The sequence below is a fragment of the Flavobacterium sp. DG1-102-2 genome (assembly GCF_033042555.1).
GTDB lineage: Bacteria > Bacteroidota > Bacteroidia > Flavobacteriales > Flavobacteriaceae > Flavobacterium.
The window spans coordinates 186572-206614 of the sequence record NZ_JAWLIK010000004.1; the positions used below are offsets into that span (position 1 = coordinate 186572).

Here is a 20043-nt window from a genome sequence, read left to right on the forward strand (position 1 = left end):
TATGAAAATAGATAATTTCGAAATAAACAGACAGAGTCCGGTTTTTATAATTGCCGAGCTTTCGGCTAACCATAACGGGAGCCTTGAAAATGCAATCGAAACGGTACATGCTGCCAAGCGTGCCGGTGCCGATTGTATTAAACTGCAAACCTATACTGCCGATACCATAACTATAGACAGCAATAAAGAAGACTTTTTGATTAAAGGCACCATTTGGGAAGGAAAGAACCTATATAAATTATACCAGGAGGCTTATACTCCGTGGGAATGGCATGAAGAGATTTTCAGGATTGCGAAAGAAGTGGGATTGGTATGTTTCTCTTCTCCATTTGATAACACAGCTGTTGATCTTTTAGAGTCTTTAAACGCTCCTGCGTATAAGATCGCATCTTTTGAGATTACAGATATACCTCTAATTGAATATGTAGCTTCTAAGGGTAAGCCCATCATTATCTCTACAGGAATTGCCGAACAGGAAGATATCGAGTTGGCGTTAGATGCCTGCAGGCGTGTTGGCAATAACGATATTGCATTGCTAAAATGCACATCGAGCTATCCTGCACCTATTAATGAAGCCAATATGTGTATGGTGAAAGACCTTGCTGAACGTTATAATGTTATAAGCGGATTGTCTGACCATACTATGGGCGCTACGGTACCGGTTGTGGCTACAGCTTTTGGCGCTAAAATTATTGAGAAACACTTTATCCTGGACAGGTCTATAGGCGGGCCGGACGCTTCTTTTTCTATGAACGAAGAGGAATTTACGATGATGGTCAAAGCAGTAAGAGAGGCAGAACAGGCTATTGGTGTAGTTGATTATAAATTGACAGAGAAACAATTTAAAGGGAAGGATTTTTCACGCTCTTTATATGTCGTGGAAGATATGAAAAAGGGAGACATAATTACCAGAAAAAATGTTCGTTCAATACGACCAGGTTTTGGAATGCATCCGAAATACTATAACGAAATTCTCGGAAAATCAGTTAATAAAGACCTAGACAAGGGAGATAGACTAAATTCACAAATAATTTTAGAATAATGCAGAAAGGCAATAATTACTTCAATAAAATTTCTGGTAATTTAGATTTTAAAACTTATGATTTACTCCTTACTAGTGTTAATAGCGCTCTTTTTGACTATAGTGATCATTTAGTAGCAAATAGAATACGCCCCAAATTATCTTTTAAAGGTCTTTTAGCAAAATATATATTTTTGTATTCGTATATAATTGGTTATTTTACTCCTTTAAGTAAAGATAAAAGTCTTGTTATAAGTAATGCTTATGTGAATGTTTTTCAATCTAATTATAACGAAATTCTTCCACCTTGGACTTATTCGAGAAGAAAAAGGTCATTGCTATCATGGAGCATATTAAAGATTATAAGACGTTTGAATAAGCACATAGAATCAAAAAGTGTTAAGGCCCTACTTTCAGATAATTTTATTAATCTTATTTATTCTTACCAGTCAGAGTTATCTCGATTGTTTTCTCTAAATAAGGTTAAAGCTTTAATAGTTCCAAACGACTTGTCTTTTTTTGAAAATCTTTCAATTTCAATAGCAAAAAGAAATGGAATTCCAACTTTCGTATATCTGCATGGTTTGCCAGCCAGATATAATAATTTGGATGATAACAGGGCCGACTATTTGATAGTTTGGGGAAAAGGTTTAAAAGAAATTTATGTTAAAAGCGGTGTGCCGGCAGAAAAGATACTTACATTAAAGCATAATAATTACTCTTCTTTCACAAACCTTGAGTTAAGATCAAATTTGGAAAATGTGTTAGTACTTACTAAAGGTATTAGCGGTACGCCTTGTATTTCTTCTCAGTTAGTTTTACCAAACAGGTCAACCATTCTTTATTATACAGAACTAGTAAAGGAAAATTTAATACGTCTTGGGGTTAAAAAAGCTACATTAAGGTTGCACCCTTCAGAATCTCCAGAATTTTATAAAAAAAACCTTACCGATGATTTCTTTACCATCGATACATTGGCAAAGGATGAATCACTGGCAAAAGCTAGCCTTGTGGTAGGGCCAACATCAACAATGGTTTTAGATGCTTTAAAGATGCATAGAAATTATATTTTGTTTGATCCGGTCTTTGATGGATTGACTTTGGAAGGTATGCCTCTAGTATCCCCATTTACCGGAGATTCATTTATAAAACTTTCAAATAGTTTTGAAGAAATTTTGTACAATATCAATAACCCTGGTGAAAATATATCTTACGATAAGCTGAATGATTTTTTACTAGTAGATATAAAAGATGAAGAGAAATTCTTAACCATTATAAAAAAATAAAAAGTAAAGATATATACTTGTTATTTTTTTATAATCCACTTAATTACCAAACGTAGAGTGCAACAGAAATCATATACAAAAAACTATTTAAAAATTTATCTCTGGCAAGGGATAGCAATGATATTGAACTTTTTATCAATGTTTATTGTCATACCTTATCTAACTTCTAATCCTACTACTTATGGTATTTATTCAATATGTATTTCGTTTACGATGTTTTTAGCATATGCAGATTTTGGATTTATTGGAGCCGGACAAAAATATGCAGCTGAACATTTCGCGAGAGGAGAAAAAAATGAGGAAATGAAAGTAATAGGATTTACAAATTTCATTTTGTTGATTTTTATATTATTGTTTTCAATTGTTTTTTTTCTTTTAAGTTTCAAGCCGGAATTATTAGTAAAGGGATTGGCTACTGCCAATAGCAGATATGTGGCTTCTTCATTGCTATTAATACTAGCCGTTTTTACGCCAACTACATTGCTCCAAAGATTATTGCAGATGATATTTGGTATCAGGATGGAGGACTATATAATTCAAAGAACTACCATAACGGCCAGTTTCTTGAAAATTGTTTCTGTGCTATGGTTCTTCAGGGATGGTAAATATGATATTGTCGGTTATTTTCTTTTTACCCAAATCGTGAATTTTTTTGCAGCTATTGTAACGATATTTATAGCCAAGAAAAAATATAGTTATGATTTTTTTGGTTTACTTAAAGCAATACATTTTGATAGGGAGGTATATAACAAAACAAAAGGATTAGCATTTGCGAGTTTATTTCTCACTGCTTCTTGGATATTATATTATGAACTTGACAGCGTTTCTATAGGTAAATTTTTAGGGGCTGAATATGTTGCGTCTTATGGTATAGGTCTAATTATTCTAACTTTTTTTAGAAACATTTTTGGTATACTTTTTTCTCCCTTTAGTATCAGGTTTAATCATTTTATAGGTTATGGAGACGAGGAAAAGTTGAATTCTTTTCTGTTACAGGTAATTACAATTATAGCTCCTATAATCGTAATACCAATTATTACTATAGCAATGTTTGCAAACCCGCTTATATTAACGTGGGTGGGTTCTGACTATTACGAATCCATAAGAATTGTGCAGTTCCTTACATTTTGTAATTTTTTTGCTTTTATCACATACCCTGTTGCTACTTATCTTATGGCTAAAGAACATCAAAAAGAGATGTATTTTATAGCTTCAATATTACCAATAGTTTTCTGGTTAGGTATTTTGATCACATACAGCTATTGGGGGATATTTTCATTTGCGGTTTTTAAACTTTTAGCATTTATTATTAGTGCCGTGGTATATTATAAACTTATGCTCAAATTTTTAGGAATGAATATAGCTGAATCTTTAAATAAGATTTTTAAGCCTATGCTATTTCCTGTACTATTTATACTTTTGTCAACATATTTTATAAGAGATTACCTTCCTGTGAATAAAGAGAAATCAAGTTTGTTAATTGTGGTCGGATCTGCCGGATGTTTGATATGTATTGCATTTGTGATGCAATACTTTTTTTCGGAAAGCTGGAGGAGCCAAATGTCTAAATTGATGCAGAGTTATAAAAAAGTTTAACTTTTGGAAAACTTATAAATTAGAGTTAATCTGTTGATGTGCATGAAAGAAAATAAAAAAAAATTACTTGTTTATAGCGATTGTTATATATATGGAGGAAGTGAAAAGCTAATGGCGTTTCTGTTAAAAAATCAGTTACTCAACGAAAAGTATTCTATATTTTTTGCTTACAGAAAGCATAAGCTTTATGAAATAGGCTTAAAAAACGAAGAATTGCTTAATCGCAGATATAACTTTGCTTTACCTGTTCTTGCAAATGAGACACTTTTTAATAGAATTAACGATTCCTCTATACCCAGCTTTTTAAAAAAGCCGGTTAAAATACCTTTTTTTATTTTTGAATGGTTCAAAGTTTATTCTTTATGGAATTTTATTGTATTTGTTTTTTTTCTTTTGAAAGTTAAGCCTGAAATTATACATATAAACAATGGCGGCTATCCAGGGGCAAAAAGTTGTAATATACTTGTTGTGGCAAATTCTATAACAGCAAAGGCAAAAATTATTTATCAGGTTAATAATCAAGCGAGAAAAAGTAACGGTATATTTGATTTTACATATGACAAGTTTATTGCTAAAAAAATTTCTTTTTTTATTAATGCGTCGTTTAAAGCTAAAGAGCAGCTTGTTTTACAACGCAAATTTGATTCGGAAAAAATTTTGGTAGTTGATAATTGTGTTCCACTAGTACCCGTTGTGAATGATAAAAGTAAAATTTGCGCTGAACTAAATATAAGCATAGGAAATTTTCTCATTACACAAGTTGGCTTCCTTTCTGATAGAAAGGGGCAACAATATTTAATCAAAGCTGTAAGATTACTATTAGACCTGCATCCAGTATTAGAAGATAAACTATCTTTGCTTTTGGTGGGAAATGGTGAAAACGAACAACTTTTAAGGTTGATGGTTTCTAATTTAAATCTGTCTAAAAATGTTTTTCTTCTTGGATATAGGAATAATAGCCAGGATTTTATAGCAGCAGCGGATATATTTGTGCTACCATCTGTAAGTGATGAAGATATGCCATTAGTGCTATTGATGGCGTTGGGAGAAGGTAAACCTATAATAGCAACGGATTTTGCAGGTATTTCACAAGTGTTAACAACAGATGTAAATGGAATACTGGTCAGCAATAACACTGAAGTTTTGGTTAAGGCTTTAGCGAATGAAATATATCGTTTGTACGAAAATAAAACACTGAGAGATGAGCTTTCTGTAAATGCGAAAATATCATATCAAAAATATACGCCAGAAAACTATGGTAAGCGATTAAATGAAATTTATAAAAGCGTAAATGCAAAATAAAGAAAATATCCTTTTATTAGGAGGGACTGGTTTTATAGGTAAAAATATAGTTGAATATTTTATTAACAATATCGCTTCAATAAATTATCAGTTAATTGTTTTGTCCCGCAATTCAGAGCGGTATTATAACGAAAATGTTGTTTATGAAATAGGCGATTACGGAGATAGGGTTATTCTGAATACGCTGTTTGCTAAATGGAAGTTTACTAAGGTTTTTCACCTTGCATCTTCATCTGTACCAATATCATCTAATAAGAACATTGAAAATGATATTAAAGGTAATCTGCTTTCTACTATAGGGCTATTAGATATTATGAGAGATCATAATTGTCCTTTTATACTGTATTTATCTTCGGGAGGTGCAGTGTATGGAGAAAAAAATCATTTGATTCAAGAAGATGAAAGCTGCACTCCAATAAGCTCTTATGGTATTGTAAAATTGACTATTGAAAATTATCTTAAGCTGTATCAAATACATTATGGGATTAATTACCTGATCTTAAGAATCTCTAATCCTTTTGGGGCTTTTCATAAATCAGAAAAACAAGGCGTTATAAATATAGCCATTAGAAAGGCAATTTCTGGGGAATCATTGGAGATTTGGGGAGATGGGAATCAGTCTAAAGATTATATTTTTATTGACGATTTAGTTGCTATACTCATGAAGCTTATAGATAGCGGGGTGCAAAACAAGATAATTAATTTAGGAGCAGGTAGAGCATACAAGCTTAATACTATTTTAAAACAAATACAGGAAAGAATACCGGGATTTTCTATTAAGTATATAGAATCAAAGTCAACTGACATAAAAGATTTTTGCTTGGATATATCTTTACTGCAATCAATAATTGATTTTGAATTTACAGATTTTAATACGGCAATTGATAAGACAGTAGCCTGGGAAAAAAATAATATAACAAAAGCTTAATTGAAGCAACATTTTGTAATGAAGTTTAACTACACGACTTTACTGATTGTTTTTTTGGTTGGGACGCTTATTTTGATTTCCCCTCCTTTTGTTATGTCTGCAGATGTAGGGATAGTGATAAAGTCATTCTTTTTGTTTGTTTCAACTATCTTTTTATTGTTTTCAGTATCAAGAAAAAAAAGATTTTTCTACTTCTATTTTCCATTTGTAGTTTTTCTCCTTTTTCAGGTGGTCTACTGGACTGCCGCGGGATATTTCATGGAGGGAATATTTTTCTTTTTATATATTTTATTGGCTATTTGTGGATTAATAGGTTTTGATAGGCTGAGAGGAGGAAAAGAAATAATGATAAAGTTATACTTTTATTTAATTTTGATTACTTCGTTCTTTTCGATCTTATCTTTTTTGACTTACAATTTAGGACTGCTTCCTTATTTTCTAAAACTCGTTGGCGGTGATGACGGTTATGTTTATTATTATTTTCCTTTTTTAGGTTATATAAATGTAAAAGAGTTGGAATCTTTTGCAATTGGAAGGGTTTGTTACTATTTTTTCGAACCAAGTTACTTAGGTTTTTTTCTTACGACGAATTTTTTTCTTTTACATAAACTCAACAGGCATAAAAATGTTGTTTTTATCTCCAAAGTAGTTGTTTTTTTTGGGGCAATGGCTTCAATGTCAACAATGTCCTGGCTTGTGTTTGCTGCTGTTTTTGGCGTAAGTGTTTTTTATCGCATTTTTGAGACACTACGAATAAGTGAAAAGGTTGTAAATTTTTTACTTATTTTCGTTTTTCTGCTGTTTTACCTTTTTATACCAAAGGATAAGCTCCTTGAAAAATTAGGTCCATCATCTTCCGATGACAGAGAAGAAAGGGCGTCAATGTCATTGTTGTTGGTAGCTGGAGCTTCGCCGTCCGATTTTGTACTTGGCCGTTCACCAGCCTACATCGAAAAAACGCTTGATAAAGGTGAATCAAATCAGATCATAAAAATGCTGGTAGAAAACGGTGTGATAACTACTGTTTTGGTGTTGATTTTTATAATATATTGCACCAGAAAATCAAAGCTCTATATGATAGCGCTTATACTTTTTTTAAATAGTGCCGTAATTTTATTTACGCCACTTATAATATTTAACATACTAATATGCAGATGGGCCGATAAGCCGCAGATCAGTTTTAGTGATGATTCTTAAATCAATAAATCAATAAATCAATAAATCAATAAATCAATAAAAAGAAATAAATAGCAAATGAAAGCAGTAATATTATGCGGAGGGTATGGAACACGAATTCGCGATGTAGCCGATGATATACCTAAACCTATGATTCCTATAGGAGGGAAGCCTATTATTTGGCATATTATGAAAACCTATGCCACTTATGGTTACAATAATTTTGTTTTATGTATGGGGTATAAAAGCGAGGTTATAAAAGATTTTTTTATTAATTATGAACTGAGAAGCTCAGACGTTACGATTAAATTAGGTAAAAAATCTGAACAGGTGATCTCAGAAGCAAGCCATGATGAAGACGGATGGGAAATAACTCTTGCAGAAACAGGAATTAAATCAATGACAGGCGCCAGGGTTAAAAAGATAAAAAAATATATAGGGAATGATCCTTATTTTATGCTTACATACGGAGATGGTGTAGGAGATATAGATATACAAAAGCTAGTGGAGTTCCATAAATCTCACGGTAAAATGGTTACGCTTACGGGTGTTAGGCCACCGGGACGTTTTGGAGAGCTGGGTGTTGCCGAAGATGGTTCTACAATTACTGGATTTAATGAAAAACCCCAGGCAAGTGGAGGACGTATTAATGGTGGGTATTTTGTTTGTAATAATGAATTTCTTGATTTACTTACTGACGAAGAAGATCTTGTGTTAGAGCAGGAACCAATGAAAAAACTTGTAGAAATGAGTGAGCTTAAAGTCTTTGAACATGATGGTTTTTGGCAGCCTATGGATACTTCAAGAGAATATAGTCTCTTAAATGATTTATATAATAATGATAAAGCGCCTTGGGTAAAATGGTAGAAAAAAAATTATTTGGAGACATATACAGGGATAAAAAAGTATTAGTTACAGGGAATACAGGATTTAAAGGGAGCTGGCTTTGTACATGGCTTTTGGCTTTAGGTGCCGACGTTTATGGTATATCAAAAGATATACCCACAAAACCTTCAATGTTTGAAGAGCTTAATCTAGCAGAGAAAATGTCTCATTTTACAGCAGATATTCGTGATTTTGAGAAGATGGACGAAATTATAAAAAAGGTCTCTCCTGATTTTGTATTTCATCTTGCTGCTCAGCCTATTGTTTCATTTTCTTATGCGGAACCTTTAGACACCATCTCGAGTAATGTTATGGGTACAGCAAATATATTAGAGGTTCTCCGTAAATATGAAAAGCCATGTACCGCTGTAATTATTACCAGCGATAAATGCTATGACAATGTTGAATGGATTTATGGATATAAAGAGACCGATGCTGTAGGGGGCAGGGATATTTATAGCGGAAGTAAAGGTGCTGCAGAAGTTATATTTAAATCGTACTATTACTCTTTTTTTAAAAATGAGGGTATGCCTGTTAAGGTTGTTACCGCCCGCGCCGGTAATGTTATTGGCGGTGGTGACTGGGCGTTAGACAGAATTATTCCTGATTGTATGCGTTCATGGAGTGAAGGTAAATATGTTGAAATAAGAAGCCCTAAAGCAACAAGGCCGTGGCAGCACGTTCTTGAGCCTCTGAGCGGTTATTTGCAGCTGGGGGAGCAATTATATAAAAATCACTCTCTAAATGGTGAAAGCTTTAATTTTGGTCCACAGGCGGAGTACAGCCATACGGTGAAGGAAATATTGGAAGATATGAGTGTACGTTGGCATTTTGAAGATTCAAAAGATGCTTACCGCGTTACCGGGGATGTTAAATTCCATGAAGCAGGCTTACTGAAGCTTAATTGTGATAAAGCACTTTTTCATTTTAAATGGAAACCTACGCTTAATTATAAAACGCTACTGGAATATACAAGCGACTGGTATTATGAATTTTACAAAAATAAACCTGATATGTTTGCTTACACACAAGCACAAATTGAAGGATATGAGGATTTGGCAACTAAGCAAAATCTGGCATGGACAAAATAACAATTGAAGGAGTGTTATTAACTCCGCTGAAACAAATACATCATCCTAAGGGTGATGTATTTCATGGTATGAAAAAAAGTGATGCTGGATTTTCGGGATTTGGTGAAGCTTATTTTTCTACAATACACCATGATGATACCAAACCCTGGAAAAAGCATTTTAGAATGACGCTTAATTTTGTTGTTCCTATGGGTCAGATACGCTTTGTAATATATGATGACAGGCAAGGCTGCGCATCCTACGGAACTTTTTTTGATGTTACATTGGGTGTGGATAATTACCAGAGAATAACAATACCACCAAACGTTTGGGTTGCATTTTCTGGCGTAGGTAAAGATTATAATCTACTGCTTAACCTCGCTGATCTTGAGCATGATCCACAAGAAGTTGAGAGGAAGGAAAGTATAGACGACATTCAATATCAATGGTAAAGCAAAAAATACTTGTAACCGGAGGTGGCGGGTATATCGGCTCAAGGATGTGCCAGTATCTCGCAATGCAGGGCCATCGTATTACAGCATTATGTCATAATCCTCCATATAATGAGCTATGGAGTTCAAAGCTTGAAAAGGTTGTTATAGGAGATGTAACGGATGAAGGACTGATTAAAGAACTTGCACAGGATGGCTATGATACAGTCATACACCTGGTTTCGCTGGATCACCATCAATCTAATGGCGGCGCACCTTCAGTTGTTAGTAGGATAAATATTACTCCCGTTTGGAGTTTTCTGGATATTTTTGCAAAACATAATCTTGGTAAATTTATCTATTTTTCTACGATGCAGGTTTACGGACCTGTCGGTAGCGGTAGTATAAATGAAAGTAATACTCCTAATACAAAAAGTCCCTATGGTCTTACACATCATATAGGAGAAATTATTTGTGATTATTACAACCGTAATTCTGAAATTGAATGTATCACTGTAAGGCTGTCAAATAGCTACGGGGCTCCTGTTTTTTCAGATAACAACTGTTGGTGGTTAGTTATTAACGATTTATGCAAAATGGCTTTTACAGAAAAAAAGATTGTGCTCCAATCTGACGGATCACCTCTTCGTGATTTTATACATGGATGGGATGTTTGCGCAGCAGTTCAGGCAATAATTGAAACGGGTGAGCATTATAGTGTTTATAATGTCAGCTCTGGTATTACGCTTTCAATTATGGAAATAGCAGAAAAAGTTAAGCAGGCATATGCAAAGAGGTATAAAACAGAGTTACAAATAACTTCTCAGCCTACAGCGGGCGGTAAAAATCCTGAACACTTTAAGATTGATAATATGCTCATACGCAGTATAGGCTTTGAACCCGCCTGGAATCTGGAAAGAGGTATAAATGATTTATTTGATTTTTTTGAAAAAGAACCTCTTTACAATAAATCTTTATTATAAAGGTCAAATTTTAGACAACTAATAAATGATGGATAAAAATAAATTTCTTTTTTCAATAGTTATTCCCACCTTTAATAGAGAAGCTGATCTCGATCGTTGTTTAACATCACTGGCGGGCCAAACATTCAAAAATTTTGAAGTAATTGTTTGTGATAATGGCTCGTCTGATAATACAAAGGGTGTTGCGATGGATTATTTAGGAAAGATCAACCTAAATTATATTTTTTTGCCTGTTAATTCAGGTGGTCCGGCTGCGCCCAGAAACCTCGGAATTCAAGCGGCATTGGGTGATTGGATTTGTTTTTTGGATTCGGACGATTGGTATACCGAAAGCAGGCTTGAGCGAATAGCAGCACTTAATTTAGCAGAACTTGATTTTCTGCACCATGATCTTGATATCATCAAGGTGGGAGAAAATCCTAAGCGCATGTCGTCCAGGCAGCTTGATAAATTAGATCCTTATTACGACCTTTTATATAATTTAAACCCAATTTTCACATCATCAACCTGTGTCAGGAGAGATATATTACTGTCTAGTGATGGATTTAGTGAGGATAAGGAAATTAGCGGACTTGAGGATTTTGATTTGTGGTTGCGACTTGCAAAAAAGGGCATAAGTTTTAAACATATTCCGGAAGTGTTGGGGTACTATGCAGTGGGAGATAGTAATTTTACCTTCTATGATGAAAGGCAGGTAAATAGATATAAAGCTCTCTACACTTTCTATATTGATTTAGAAAAAAACACTAAAAACAGGAAAAAAGTCATAGCTGCACTGAAATATCGTATTGCTCTTATTTATATAACCGGAGGAAAGTTTTTTGAAGCAAACATGTTGTTAGTGTATTCGCTTGTTAATGGCTCAAACAGTTTAAGGCGCAAAACAATTTTTAGATTTTTAGTAAGCATTGCCTACTTCTTTAAGTCGTTGTTTAAAATAAATTTATAACAACTTATAAAAATAAGTTGAACTTATCGAATGGAAACGAAAAAACACATTGCATTTTTTGTTACGAGTTTAAATGTAGGCGGGGTAGAACGTGCTTTTGTTAATCTTGCAAATAGTTTTGTTGGTGATGGGCACAAAGTAGATTTTGTTGTTTGCCAATATATCGGGAATCTAAAATCTGAATTAAAAGAGGAGGTAAACGTTATTTCGTTTGCTGATAGTCGTTTAAGAAAAAGTGTTTTTCAACTTCGTAAATATATTAGAACTACAACTGCAGATTGTCTTATTACCGGCCCAACTTATCCAAACTTTATAGCCTTATTGGCGAATCTACTTACTTTTAATAAAATTAAAGTCATTATAAGTCAGCATAGTTATCAGGATATTGAAATGAATAATCTTGGAATATTAGGTAAAATTGCTCCGATTTTAATTAGGAAAACATATAATTATGCGTCAAAAGTAGTTTGCGTTTCAGAAGGGGTGTCAAGAGACATGGTAGAAAATTATGGTGTGAAGCTTGAAAAAACGGCCGTGATTTATAATGCGGTTCTAGATGATCAGTTTTTTAGAAAAGCCGGTGACATTGTCGATCCTCATGTTGCAGGGCATTTGAAAGGTAAAAAATATTTAGTCGCTGTAGGCAGGTTGGCAGCTGTGAAAAATTATCCTTTTATGATAAACACATTTGCAAGAATGAGAACCTCCATTCCTGACTTTGAATATGATTTGGTTATCTTAGGAGAGGGTGAAGAAAAGGACAATCTTAAATCACTAATCAAAGAGCTAAGTATGGATGATTCTATACATCTTTTAGGATCTTTTGCAAATCCCCTTCCAGTTATTAAGGGTGCTCAGTTATTTATACACACTTCATATTCTGAAGCTATGCCTTTAGTTTATGTAGAGGCTTTGGCTCTCAAGATACCCGTTGTAACATTGATAAATAACGGAGCAGAGGAAATTTTAAAAGGTGTTATACCAAAAGAAATTGTACATTCATTTATTGAATCAGAGTTTATAGACAATGTACTTAAAATGTTGAATATTCAATTTAAAGATAGTGATTTTCCTGATTTAAAAAATTTTAGGTCGGAAAAGATCAGAAATTCATATTTAGAAATAATATAATTATGCCTAAAGATACAATTGCGATATCTGCAATAAATTTTTTTGAGGGAGGGCCTTTGTCTGTACTTAAAGACTGTTTGGGTTACATTAACAGCAGCAGGTTTGCATCCAAATACACGTTTATTGCGTTAGTTCACAAAAAAGAGCTTTTTGATGAGGCTGATTACCCAAATATTAGATTTCTCGAGTTTTCAAAATCAAGAACATCGTACGCTTATAGGCTGTATTATGAATATATTTATTTTGGGAGATTTGCAAAAGAAAATAATGTCGCTTTCTGGTTTTCGCTTCACGATATGACACCGTCAGTCGGACGTATACCCCAAGCAGTTTATTGCCATAATCCATCACCGTTTAATAAAATTAATTTTAGTGATTTATATATACAGCCGACGCAGTTTCTTTTCAGGTTATTTTATAAATTTCTATACAGAATAAATATTAAAAAAAATAAATATGTCATAGTCCAGCAGTTATGGATGAAAAACAGATTTGTAGAAATGTTTGATTTGCAAAGTAATAAAGTAGTGGTGTCCCCACCGCAAATATCACCGGTTCCTGACAGATTTCTCGAATCTGAAAAAAGTAATGACAGTAATGTTGACACTTTCTTTTTCCCAACTTTTCCAAGGCCATTTAAAAATATTGAAGTTATTTGTGAAGCTGCAATATTGGCTGCGCAGAAAAATAATAAATTTAAAATTATCATTACCGTAGATGGATCAGAAAATAAATATTCTCAAACTATTTGTAATAAGTATAGAAATCTGAAGAATATAGAATTTATTGGGTTAATAAAAAGAGAAGAAGTTTATAGATATTATTCGTTGTCAGATTGTTTGATATTTCCGTCGAAATTGGAAACATGGGGACTGCCAATTAGTGAATTTAAACAATTTAATAAGCCTATATTTGCATCAGATTTACCTTATGCTAAGGAAGCTGTTGGAAAATATGATAAAGTACGGTTTTTTGATCCCGAAAATCCAATTGAGCTCTCTAATTTAATACTTGAATTCGTAGAAGAGAGTATTGTATATGATCGTACTGAAGCGATTGACTACAATGAACCATATGTGAAAGGATGGGATGAGTTATTCAATTTGATGTTAAAATAAAGAATTATGTTAAGAAGATATGGTTTTATAGGAGCTTTTAAATTATTGATGTCTCTGATTTATACAAAGCTTTTTTTCCCCGGCGCGAGACTCATAAGGCTGCCTTTTGATATCAGGAATAAAAGAAACATTATAATTGGTAAAGGTTTTACAACTGGATTTGGATGCCGCATTGAAGCATACCCTAAAAATGATGGAGAGAAGGTTCTTTTTTTTGGCGATAATATAGAAATTAATGATTACGTCCATATTGCAGCAGGGGAAAAGATAATATTCGGTAATAATGTACTTATAGCGAGCAAAGTTTTTATCTCAGATATTAATCACGGAAGGTATACCGGAGAGAGCCCTGATAGTCCTATGAGTGCCCCAAATAGTCGTAAATTATCAACTAATCCTGTTACGATTAGGGATAACGTGTGGATTGGCGAGGGTGTATGCATAATGTCAGGTGTTACAATTGGCGTGGGATGCGTTATAGGAGCTTCTTCTGTGGTAACTAAAGATGTACCTGATTTTTGCATTGCAGTAGGGAGTCCTGCGAGAGTTGTAAAGAAATTTGATTTTGAAACAAATAAATGGCATCCTGTTAAAAATGTAACGTAGCGGTTGGTAAAAATGAATATTATTACAGCAAGTGTGGTTTTGTATAAAACCAGTCTGTCTGATATTGAAAAGGTTGTGATCAGCCTTAATCAAATGGCAGATTTAAAACTTTATTTAATTGACAATTCCCCAACAGATGAACTACGATCATTTGAAGGCGGGCAGATAATCTATATTCACAACCCCTCTAATCCTGGTTTTGGTGCTGCGCATAATATAGCTATCCAGAAAGCGATTGAAGAAGGTTCAAAGTACCACCTTATAGTAAATCCTGATGCCTATTTTACCGGAGATGTTGTTACGCCAATGGTGAATTACATGGAGCAGAATCCCGATGTGGGAATGATGATGCCGCAAGTGCTTAATGAAGACGGTTCAACCCAAAATTTGCCTAAACTTTTGCCTTCGCCTTATAGCATACTCATGAGGAAATTTAAAAAGCCTGTGTCTTTCTATAATAAATTTATAGAAAGATATGAGTTAAGGAATGTTCCTGCAGACAAGATCTATAATGCGCCTATATTGTCAGGATGTTTTACATTACTCAGGCTATCGGCTATAAAAGAAGTGGGTATGTATGATGATGCCTATTTTATGTATTTTGAAGATTGGGACCTTTCAAGAAGAATGCATGAAAAATACCGGACTATCTATTACCCTTTGGTAAGTGTTTATCATGGTTACGAATCGGGAGCAAACAAAAGCTCAAGGCTTTTTAAAATATTTATAAAATCGGCTATTACTTATTTTTCTAAATGGGGCTGGTTTTTTGACAGTGAAAGAAAAAGGATTAACACTAGAGCTTTATCTCAGTTTAAATAATGCAAAATATTATCATTACAGGCGCGTCAGGATTTGTTGGGCAAAATCTATCGGCTTATCTTGAGTCAAATGGCTTTGATGTGGCGTCGCTCTCATTACGTGAAAATAACTGGCATAGTAAATTTGATCCAGATGCACAGGCTGTAATTCATTTGGCAGGTAAAGCGCATGATACGAAAAACGCTAGTGATGCCGAAGAATATTTTACTATTAATACAGAACTAACCAAAGCCCTATTTGATGCTTTCCTGAAAAGCAATATCAAGGATTTTTTTTATTTCAGTAGTGTTAAGGCAGCTGCCGATACAGTAGAAGGAATTCTTGATGAAAACGTTGTGCCTAATCCTCAGACTCCATACGGGCAGTCTAAGTTAAAGGCAGAAGAGTACATGCTGTCGGCAAGGCTTCCTGAAGATAAAAGGATGTTCATTATAAGGCCTTGTATGATACATGGCCCCGGTAATAAGGGTAATCTAAATCTTTTATTTTCGGTGGTTAAAAAAGGAATTCCATATCCTTTGGCGGCATATAGAAACAAAAGATCTTTTTTAAGCATAGATAATCTGAATTTTGCTATAGCGCAGATGCTTGAAAATGATATACCGTCAGGCGTCTATCAGTTTGCAGATGATGAAGCATTATCTACAAACGACCTGATAGTGCTTATAGGACAGAGCCTTTCAAAAAAAATATCTTTATGGAATGTGCCTAGGGTAATAATAAATACTCTGGCAAGAACGGGAGATGTATTTAAATTGCCGCTAAACTCTGAAAGGCTAAAAAAGCTTACCGAGAACTACATAGTGAGCAATACAAAAATTGTTACCGCCATAGGTAAACCGTTTCCAGTTTCGGCAAAGGATGGGCTTATCAAAACATTTAATTCCTTTAAATAAATCTTAATGCATTATCTATTAATTGTCGCTATCCTTTTTATATTGGAACTTGTCTATTTTAAAATAGCAGACCGTTTTAATATTATTGATAAACCAAACCACAGGTCGTCGCATACTTCCATCACGCTTAGAGGTGGTGGAATCATATTTCCTGTAGCAATGTTTGTAGCCTGTGTTTTAGGAAATGCTTCTTTAGCTTTTACTGTTGGTGTTGTACTGGTAGGTTTGGTAAGCTTTATAGATGATATAAAACCCCTTCACCAGCTTCCCAGAATAGCATCTCATCTAATAGCCATAGCTTTAGTTTTATATGACCTGCAATTATTACAGGGTACAGCATTATACTGGCTTCCTGTACTGATAGTATTATCTATTGGCTGGATAAATGCATTTAACTTTATGGATGGTATTAATGGTATCACAGTTTTATATGCGCTTGTGACTATAGTGTCGTTTGGATGGATTTTTAAAAACGATACAGTATTAGATGTGCTTATAATTATGGCAATGGCCTGTATTGTTTTTGGCTTTTTTAATGTCAGGAAAAAAGCAAAAACATTTGCCGGAGATGTCGGCAGCGTAAGTATGGCGCTGTTCCTTGCTTACTTTATGATAAAACTTATTGCTCAAACAGGGCAGGCAGGTTACATATTATTCTTCGGTGTATATGGGGTCGATGCTGTGATAACGATTCTTTACAGGTTAAAGAATAAAGAGAATATTTTCCAGCCTCACAGAAGCCATCTATACCAATATCTTGCTAACGAAATGAAATGGCCACATGTTGCTGTTTCTCTAACTTATGCAGTATTACAGTTTCTAATAAATATAATTGTTATAGTGCTTATTGATAAAGGATTACTGTCTATCCCAGTTTGTCTATCCTTTTTGATTGTTTTGGCGGTTATCTATTTAGCAGTACGTATTTCTGTAATTAAGAAAATAGCTCAAAATGCCTAAGCAGTTAGTTATAGTTGGCGCAGGTGGGGTAGGACGTGAAATTGCAGCTGTAATAAAAAAACATCCGTTAACGGGCTATGAATTTGTCGGTTTTATAGATGACGGCGTTCCTGCCGGAACTTTAATTAATGGCTATAAAGTGTTAGGCGGTACCCAGTGGATTTTTGATAACGCTAACAATGGATTAGGTGTAATTCTGGCTTTTGGAAGTCCACAGGTAAGAAAAAAAGTGGCTGAAAAGCTTAGTGCCATTGCAGTAGATTTCCCGTCGATAATCCATCCGGGAGCCAGTATCCACGACGAAGATACAGTCGTGATAGGTAAGGGTTGTTATATAGCCGATGCTTGTGTACTCACTACAGATATTACCATTGCCGATTTTTGTTTCATCAATACTGCCTGCACACTTCAGCATGATTCAATAATTGAAAACTATAGTGTTCTTATGCCGGGCGTGCGGATAACAGGAGGTGCAGCAATTGGAGAGGCAACCTATATAGCTCCTAATTGCGTAATCGCAATTGCTACGGTGATTGATAAGAATTCGGTAATAAGAGAGTCGGTAATTATATGATTATTATTTTCGCTTAATTTTTTTGATAGATTTAAAATTGAATGTACATTTGTGCTTTAATTCTGACTTTTAAGATGTTGTTTAAATCTCGGTATTAACCAATTGTTTTTCAGTATATTATGTCCTTTTGTTTTTTAGCTAAATCAAAACAGAGGTCTTATTTGTTAAAATGTTAAGCAAGGTGTTAATTCTTGGTCTTTTTGAATTACTTTTAGGCAGTTGAATGGTGTATATGAAAAAGATTTTGCGATAGTTAATTGGTAATACTGTGAACGAGAAAAACAAGATAAAATCCCAGAAGTTATGGGAATCTTTACAGAGCCTGGGGTACCTGCCACGTTGGATTATCCTCTTGCTTGATACCGCTGTAGTTTGTTTTACGGCAGTCGTTTCCTATTACCTTATTTACAGGACCGGCAGAATGTATATTAAACACGAACATCTTAGTATAAGTGTTCCACTTTATATTTTTGTTAGTGTTATCTCTTTCAGGGCATTCAGGACCTATGCCGGAATTATCCGCCACTCTTCATACATTGATGCTGTTAAGATATTTTTCTCCCAGTTTACAACGGCGTTCCTGCTGCTATCTATTAATGCATTGTATGATAACATTACAGGAGATCTTCTTTATCTGAACATAGGTATCCTTATAAACGCAATTTTCTCATTTACGTTCCTGTTTCTTTACAGGGTAATGATAAAGCAGGTGTTCGAAAATTATTTCAGTATCAGTAGTGCCCAAAGCCTTGTGAGAGCAATCATCTACGGGTCTGATGCAAATGCAATTGCCGTGGCAAACGCGTTGAAGTCTGAAATTCCTGCACGTTTTAAGATCGTTGGTTTTGTAGATAAATCAAATCACAACAAATCAAAACTTATATTAGGCCTTCCTATATTACAGCATAAGAAGAAAGTATCTGTACTGATGCGCATCTTTAATGCGGAAGCGCTGGTACTTGCCGATAAAAGCCTTACAAAAGAAGAGCGTCTTACCCTCGTAGACGAATGCCTTGAGTTTAACTACAAAGTGTATACCGTTCCTTTGATATCTGACTGGGAAGACCAGAAAGAGATATCAAAAAAAGTTAAGAATTTCCAGATACAGGATTTATTGGAAAGAAAGCCTATCGTGCTTGATAATAAATCTATTTCAACCCAGATTAAAGATAAGACCGTTCTTATTACAGGCGCAGCCGGTTCTATAGGCAGTGAGATTGTAAGGCAGGTTATTCAGTTCAGTCCGCGTACGATCATAATGCTCGACCAGGCAGAGACACCGCTCCACCACTTGGGACTTGAAATGAGCAAGCTCGAAAGCAAGGTGAAAATATGCAGCCTTATCGCTGACGTTAGGGATAGGGTAGCGCTGGACAATATATTTGCAAAGTACAGGCCGCAGGTAGTTTACCATGCAGCAGCTTACAAGCACGTTCCACTGATGGAAGAAAATCCGTCACAGGCAATATTTGTAAATGTTCAGGGAACTAAAAACGTAGCCGAACTGGCTTGCGAGTACAATGCCGACAGCTTTGTGATGGTTTCTACCGATAAAGCGGTTAACCCAAGCAATGTAATGGGTGCCAGCAAACGTATTGCGGAAAAGTTTGTGCAGTCACTACATAACAATAACCTGAATGAGAACGATGGCTGCAAAACCAAATTTATCACTACACGGTTTGGCAATGTGTTAGGATCTAACGGCTCTGTAGTGCCATTGTTTACAAAGCAAATTGAAGCGGGTGGGCCAATAACGCTTACGCACCCTGATATTATCCGTTATTTTATGACAATACCCGAAGCCTGCCAGCTGGTACTTGAAGCAGGCGCAATGGGTAAAGGTGGGGAGATATATATCTTTGACATGGGCAAACCGGTTAAGATTATAGACCTTGCCAAAAAGATGATTATGCTTGCAGGATACACGCCTGATAAGGATATTGCAATTAAGATCGTGGGCCTGAGGCCGGGAGAGAAACTATACGAAGAGCTTCTTAACGATACCTCTAAAACGCTGCCAACTCACCATGACAAAATAATGATCGCCCAGGAAGAATATGAAGAGTTCTACGAGCTTAAATCTAACCTCGCCGAGCTTATCAAAGCAGCAAATAATTATGATGCTCAGGATGTAGTTTCGAGAATGAAACTTATAGTGCCGGAGTATAAAAGTATGAATTCTGAATTTCAGCTTTTAGATAAAAAAGTAACCGATGTTTTAAAACCTTAAGCATCGGTTTTTTATTGCCTCGATTTTATCCCTTTTATTTAGGTAATAATATCTTTTAGGCGTAGCGTAATTATACTCT

The 20043-nt window shown here is 34.7% G+C and carries 19 protein-coding genes; all 19 read left to right on the top strand.

Features of this window, described 5'->3' with window-relative positions; translation table 11 throughout:
- The first annotated feature begins 1 nt into the window (after position 1).
- The 19 genes from pseI (at position 2) to R1T16_RS08170 (ending at position 19964) form a co-directional block, all read left to right on the top strand.
- Positions 2-1042, top strand: coding sequence for a pseudaminic acid synthase (gene pseI / locus R1T16_RS08080; RefSeq protein ID WP_317500591.1), 1041 nt, complete (start codon positions 2-4; stop codon positions 1040-1042).
- Entirely contained in the window at positions 1042-2307 is a 1266-nt protein-coding gene (locus R1T16_RS08085) for a hypothetical protein (protein WP_317500592.1), read from the top strand. Before pseI ends, R1T16_RS08085 begins: the two co-directional genes overlap by 1 nt.
- A gap of 57 nt (positions 2308-2364) precedes the next feature.
- The gene (locus tag R1T16_RS08090) at positions 2365-3903 is read left to right on the top strand and encodes a polysaccharide biosynthesis protein (RefSeq protein WP_317500593.1); all 1539 of its coding nucleotides are present in this window, start codon (positions 2365-2367) and stop codon (positions 3901-3903) included.
- Between the two features lie 42 nt (positions 3904-3945).
- Positions 3946-5205, top strand: coding sequence for a glycosyltransferase family 4 protein (locus R1T16_RS08095; RefSeq protein WP_317500594.1), 1260 nt, complete (start codon positions 3946-3948; stop codon positions 5203-5205).
- Positions 5195-6133: an NAD-dependent epimerase/dehydratase family protein gene (locus R1T16_RS08100; RefSeq protein WP_317500595.1), complete on the top strand. Its 939-nt coding sequence runs from the start codon at positions 5195-5197 to the stop codon at positions 6131-6133. The genes R1T16_RS08095 and R1T16_RS08100 overlap by 11 nt, the downstream gene beginning before the upstream one ends.
- Before the next feature lie 18 nt (positions 6134-6151).
- A complete protein-coding gene (locus R1T16_RS08105; RefSeq protein ID WP_317500596.1) occupies positions 6152-7330 on the top strand; it encodes a hypothetical protein in 1179 nt (392 codons plus the stop codon).
- 57 nt (positions 7331-7387) lie between these two features.
- Positions 7388-8176 carry a glucose-1-phosphate cytidylyltransferase gene (gene rfbF, locus R1T16_RS08110; protein ID WP_317500597.1) on the top strand — a complete coding sequence of 263 codons (789 nt, stop codon included), beginning with the start codon at positions 7388-7390 and terminating at the stop codon, positions 8174-8176.
- Positions 8170-9285 (top strand): CDP-glucose 4,6-dehydratase, encoded by a 1116-nt coding sequence (rfbG, locus tag R1T16_RS08115; protein WP_317500598.1) that lies wholly within the window; start codon positions 8170-8172, stop codon positions 9283-9285. Before rfbF ends, rfbG begins: the two co-directional genes overlap by 7 nt.
- Positions 9273-9716, top strand: a complete 444-nt coding sequence (locus R1T16_RS08120; protein WP_317500599.1) for a dTDP-4-dehydrorhamnose 3,5-epimerase — start codon at positions 9273-9275, stop codon at positions 9714-9716. Before rfbG ends, R1T16_RS08120 begins: the two co-directional genes overlap by 13 nt.
- Complete coding sequence (locus tag R1T16_RS08125) at positions 9710-10678, top strand: NAD(P)-dependent oxidoreductase (protein WP_317500600.1); 969 nt, start codon at positions 9710-9712, stop codon at positions 10676-10678. The genes R1T16_RS08120 and R1T16_RS08125 overlap by 7 nt, the downstream gene beginning before the upstream one ends.
- 25 nt (positions 10679-10703) lie before the next feature.
- Complete coding sequence (locus R1T16_RS08130; RefSeq protein WP_317500601.1) at positions 10704-11627, top strand: glycosyltransferase family 2 protein; 924 nt, start codon at positions 10704-10706, stop codon at positions 11625-11627.
- Positions 11628-11657: 30 nt separating this feature from the next.
- Positions 11658-12758 (top strand): glycosyltransferase, encoded by a 1101-nt coding sequence (locus R1T16_RS08135; protein WP_317500602.1) that lies wholly within the window; start codon positions 11658-11660, stop codon positions 12756-12758.
- A gap of 2 nt (positions 12759-12760) precedes the next feature.
- Positions 12761-13876, top strand: a complete 1116-nt coding sequence (locus R1T16_RS08140) for a glycosyltransferase (protein WP_317500603.1) — start codon at positions 12761-12763, stop codon at positions 13874-13876.
- 6 nt (positions 13877-13882) lie between these two features.
- The gene (locus tag R1T16_RS08145; RefSeq protein ID WP_317500604.1) at positions 13883-14482 is read left to right on the top strand and encodes an acetyltransferase; all 600 of its coding nucleotides are present in this window, start codon (positions 13883-13885) and stop codon (positions 14480-14482) included.
- A 12-nt stretch (positions 14483-14494) separates the two neighbouring features.
- The gene (locus R1T16_RS08150) at positions 14495-15304 is read left to right on the top strand and encodes a glycosyltransferase (RefSeq protein WP_317500605.1); all 810 of its coding nucleotides are present in this window, start codon (positions 14495-14497) and stop codon (positions 15302-15304) included.
- Positions 15304-16200 (top strand): NAD-dependent epimerase/dehydratase family protein, encoded by an 897-nt coding sequence (locus R1T16_RS08155; RefSeq protein WP_317500606.1) that lies wholly within the window; start codon positions 15304-15306, stop codon positions 16198-16200. The genes R1T16_RS08150 and R1T16_RS08155 overlap by 1 nt, the downstream gene beginning before the upstream one ends.
- A gap of 6 nt (positions 16201-16206) precedes the next feature.
- Complete coding sequence (locus R1T16_RS08160; RefSeq protein ID WP_317500607.1) at positions 16207-17160, top strand: UDP-GlcNAc--UDP-phosphate GlcNAc-1-phosphate transferase; 954 nt, start codon at positions 16207-16209, stop codon at positions 17158-17160.
- Positions 17153-17734 carry a hypothetical protein gene (locus R1T16_RS08165; RefSeq protein ID WP_317500608.1) on the top strand — a complete coding sequence of 194 codons (582 nt, stop codon included), beginning with the start codon at positions 17153-17155 and terminating at the stop codon, positions 17732-17734. Before R1T16_RS08160 ends, R1T16_RS08165 begins: the two co-directional genes overlap by 8 nt.
- Before the next feature lie 268 nt (positions 17735-18002).
- On the top strand, positions 18003-19964 hold the full coding sequence (locus R1T16_RS08170) for a polysaccharide biosynthesis protein (RefSeq protein ID WP_411162023.1): 1962 nt from the start codon (positions 18003-18005) through the stop codon (positions 19962-19964).
- The last annotated feature ends 79 nt before the right edge of the window (positions 19965-20043 follow it).

What these genes read in the sequence shown, in the direction of transcription:
- pseI (WP_317500591.1), top strand. Translation starts at nt 2, where the DNA reads ATGAAAATAGATAATTTCGAAATAAACAGACAGAGTCCGGTTTTTATA.
- R1T16_RS08085 (WP_317500592.1), top strand. Translation starts at nt 1,042, where the DNA reads ATGCAGAAAGGCAATAATTACTTCAATAAAATTTCTGGTAATTTAGAT.
- R1T16_RS08095 (WP_317500594.1), top strand. Translation starts at nt 3,946, where the DNA reads ATGAAAGAAAATAAAAAAAAATTACTTGTTTATAGCGATTGTTATATA.
- R1T16_RS08100 (WP_317500595.1), top strand. Translation starts at nt 5,195, where the DNA reads ATGCAAAATAAAGAAAATATCCTTTTATTAGGAGGGACTGGTTTTATA.
- R1T16_RS08105 (WP_317500596.1), top strand. Translation starts at nt 6,152, where the DNA reads ATGAAGTTTAACTACACGACTTTACTGATTGTTTTTTTGGTTGGGACG.
- rfbF (WP_317500597.1), top strand. Translation starts at nt 7,388, where the DNA reads ATGAAAGCAGTAATATTATGCGGAGGGTATGGAACACGAATTCGCGAT.
- rfbG (WP_317500598.1), top strand. Translation starts at nt 8,170, where the DNA reads ATGGTAGAAAAAAAATTATTTGGAGACATATACAGGGATAAAAAAGTA.
- R1T16_RS08120 (WP_317500599.1), top strand. Translation starts at nt 9,273, where the DNA reads ATGGACAAAATAACAATTGAAGGAGTGTTATTAACTCCGCTGAAACAA.
- R1T16_RS08125 (WP_317500600.1), top strand. Translation starts at nt 9,710, where the DNA reads ATGGTAAAGCAAAAAATACTTGTAACCGGAGGTGGCGGGTATATCGGC.
- R1T16_RS08130 (WP_317500601.1), top strand. Translation starts at nt 10,704, where the DNA reads ATGATGGATAAAAATAAATTTCTTTTTTCAATAGTTATTCCCACCTTT.
- R1T16_RS08135 (WP_317500602.1), top strand. Translation starts at nt 11,658, where the DNA reads ATGGAAACGAAAAAACACATTGCATTTTTTGTTACGAGTTTAAATGTA.
- R1T16_RS08140 (WP_317500603.1), top strand. Translation starts at nt 12,761, where the DNA reads ATGCCTAAAGATACAATTGCGATATCTGCAATAAATTTTTTTGAGGGA.
- R1T16_RS08145 (WP_317500604.1), top strand. Translation starts at nt 13,883, where the DNA reads ATGTTAAGAAGATATGGTTTTATAGGAGCTTTTAAATTATTGATGTCT.
- R1T16_RS08150 (WP_317500605.1), top strand. Translation starts at nt 14,495, where the DNA reads ATGAATATTATTACAGCAAGTGTGGTTTTGTATAAAACCAGTCTGTCT.
- R1T16_RS08155 (WP_317500606.1), top strand. Translation starts at nt 15,304, where the DNA reads ATGCAAAATATTATCATTACAGGCGCGTCAGGATTTGTTGGGCAAAAT.
- R1T16_RS08160 (WP_317500607.1), top strand. Translation starts at nt 16,207, where the DNA reads ATGCATTATCTATTAATTGTCGCTATCCTTTTTATATTGGAACTTGTC.
- R1T16_RS08165 (WP_317500608.1), top strand. Translation starts at nt 17,153, where the DNA reads ATGCCTAAGCAGTTAGTTATAGTTGGCGCAGGTGGGGTAGGACGTGAA.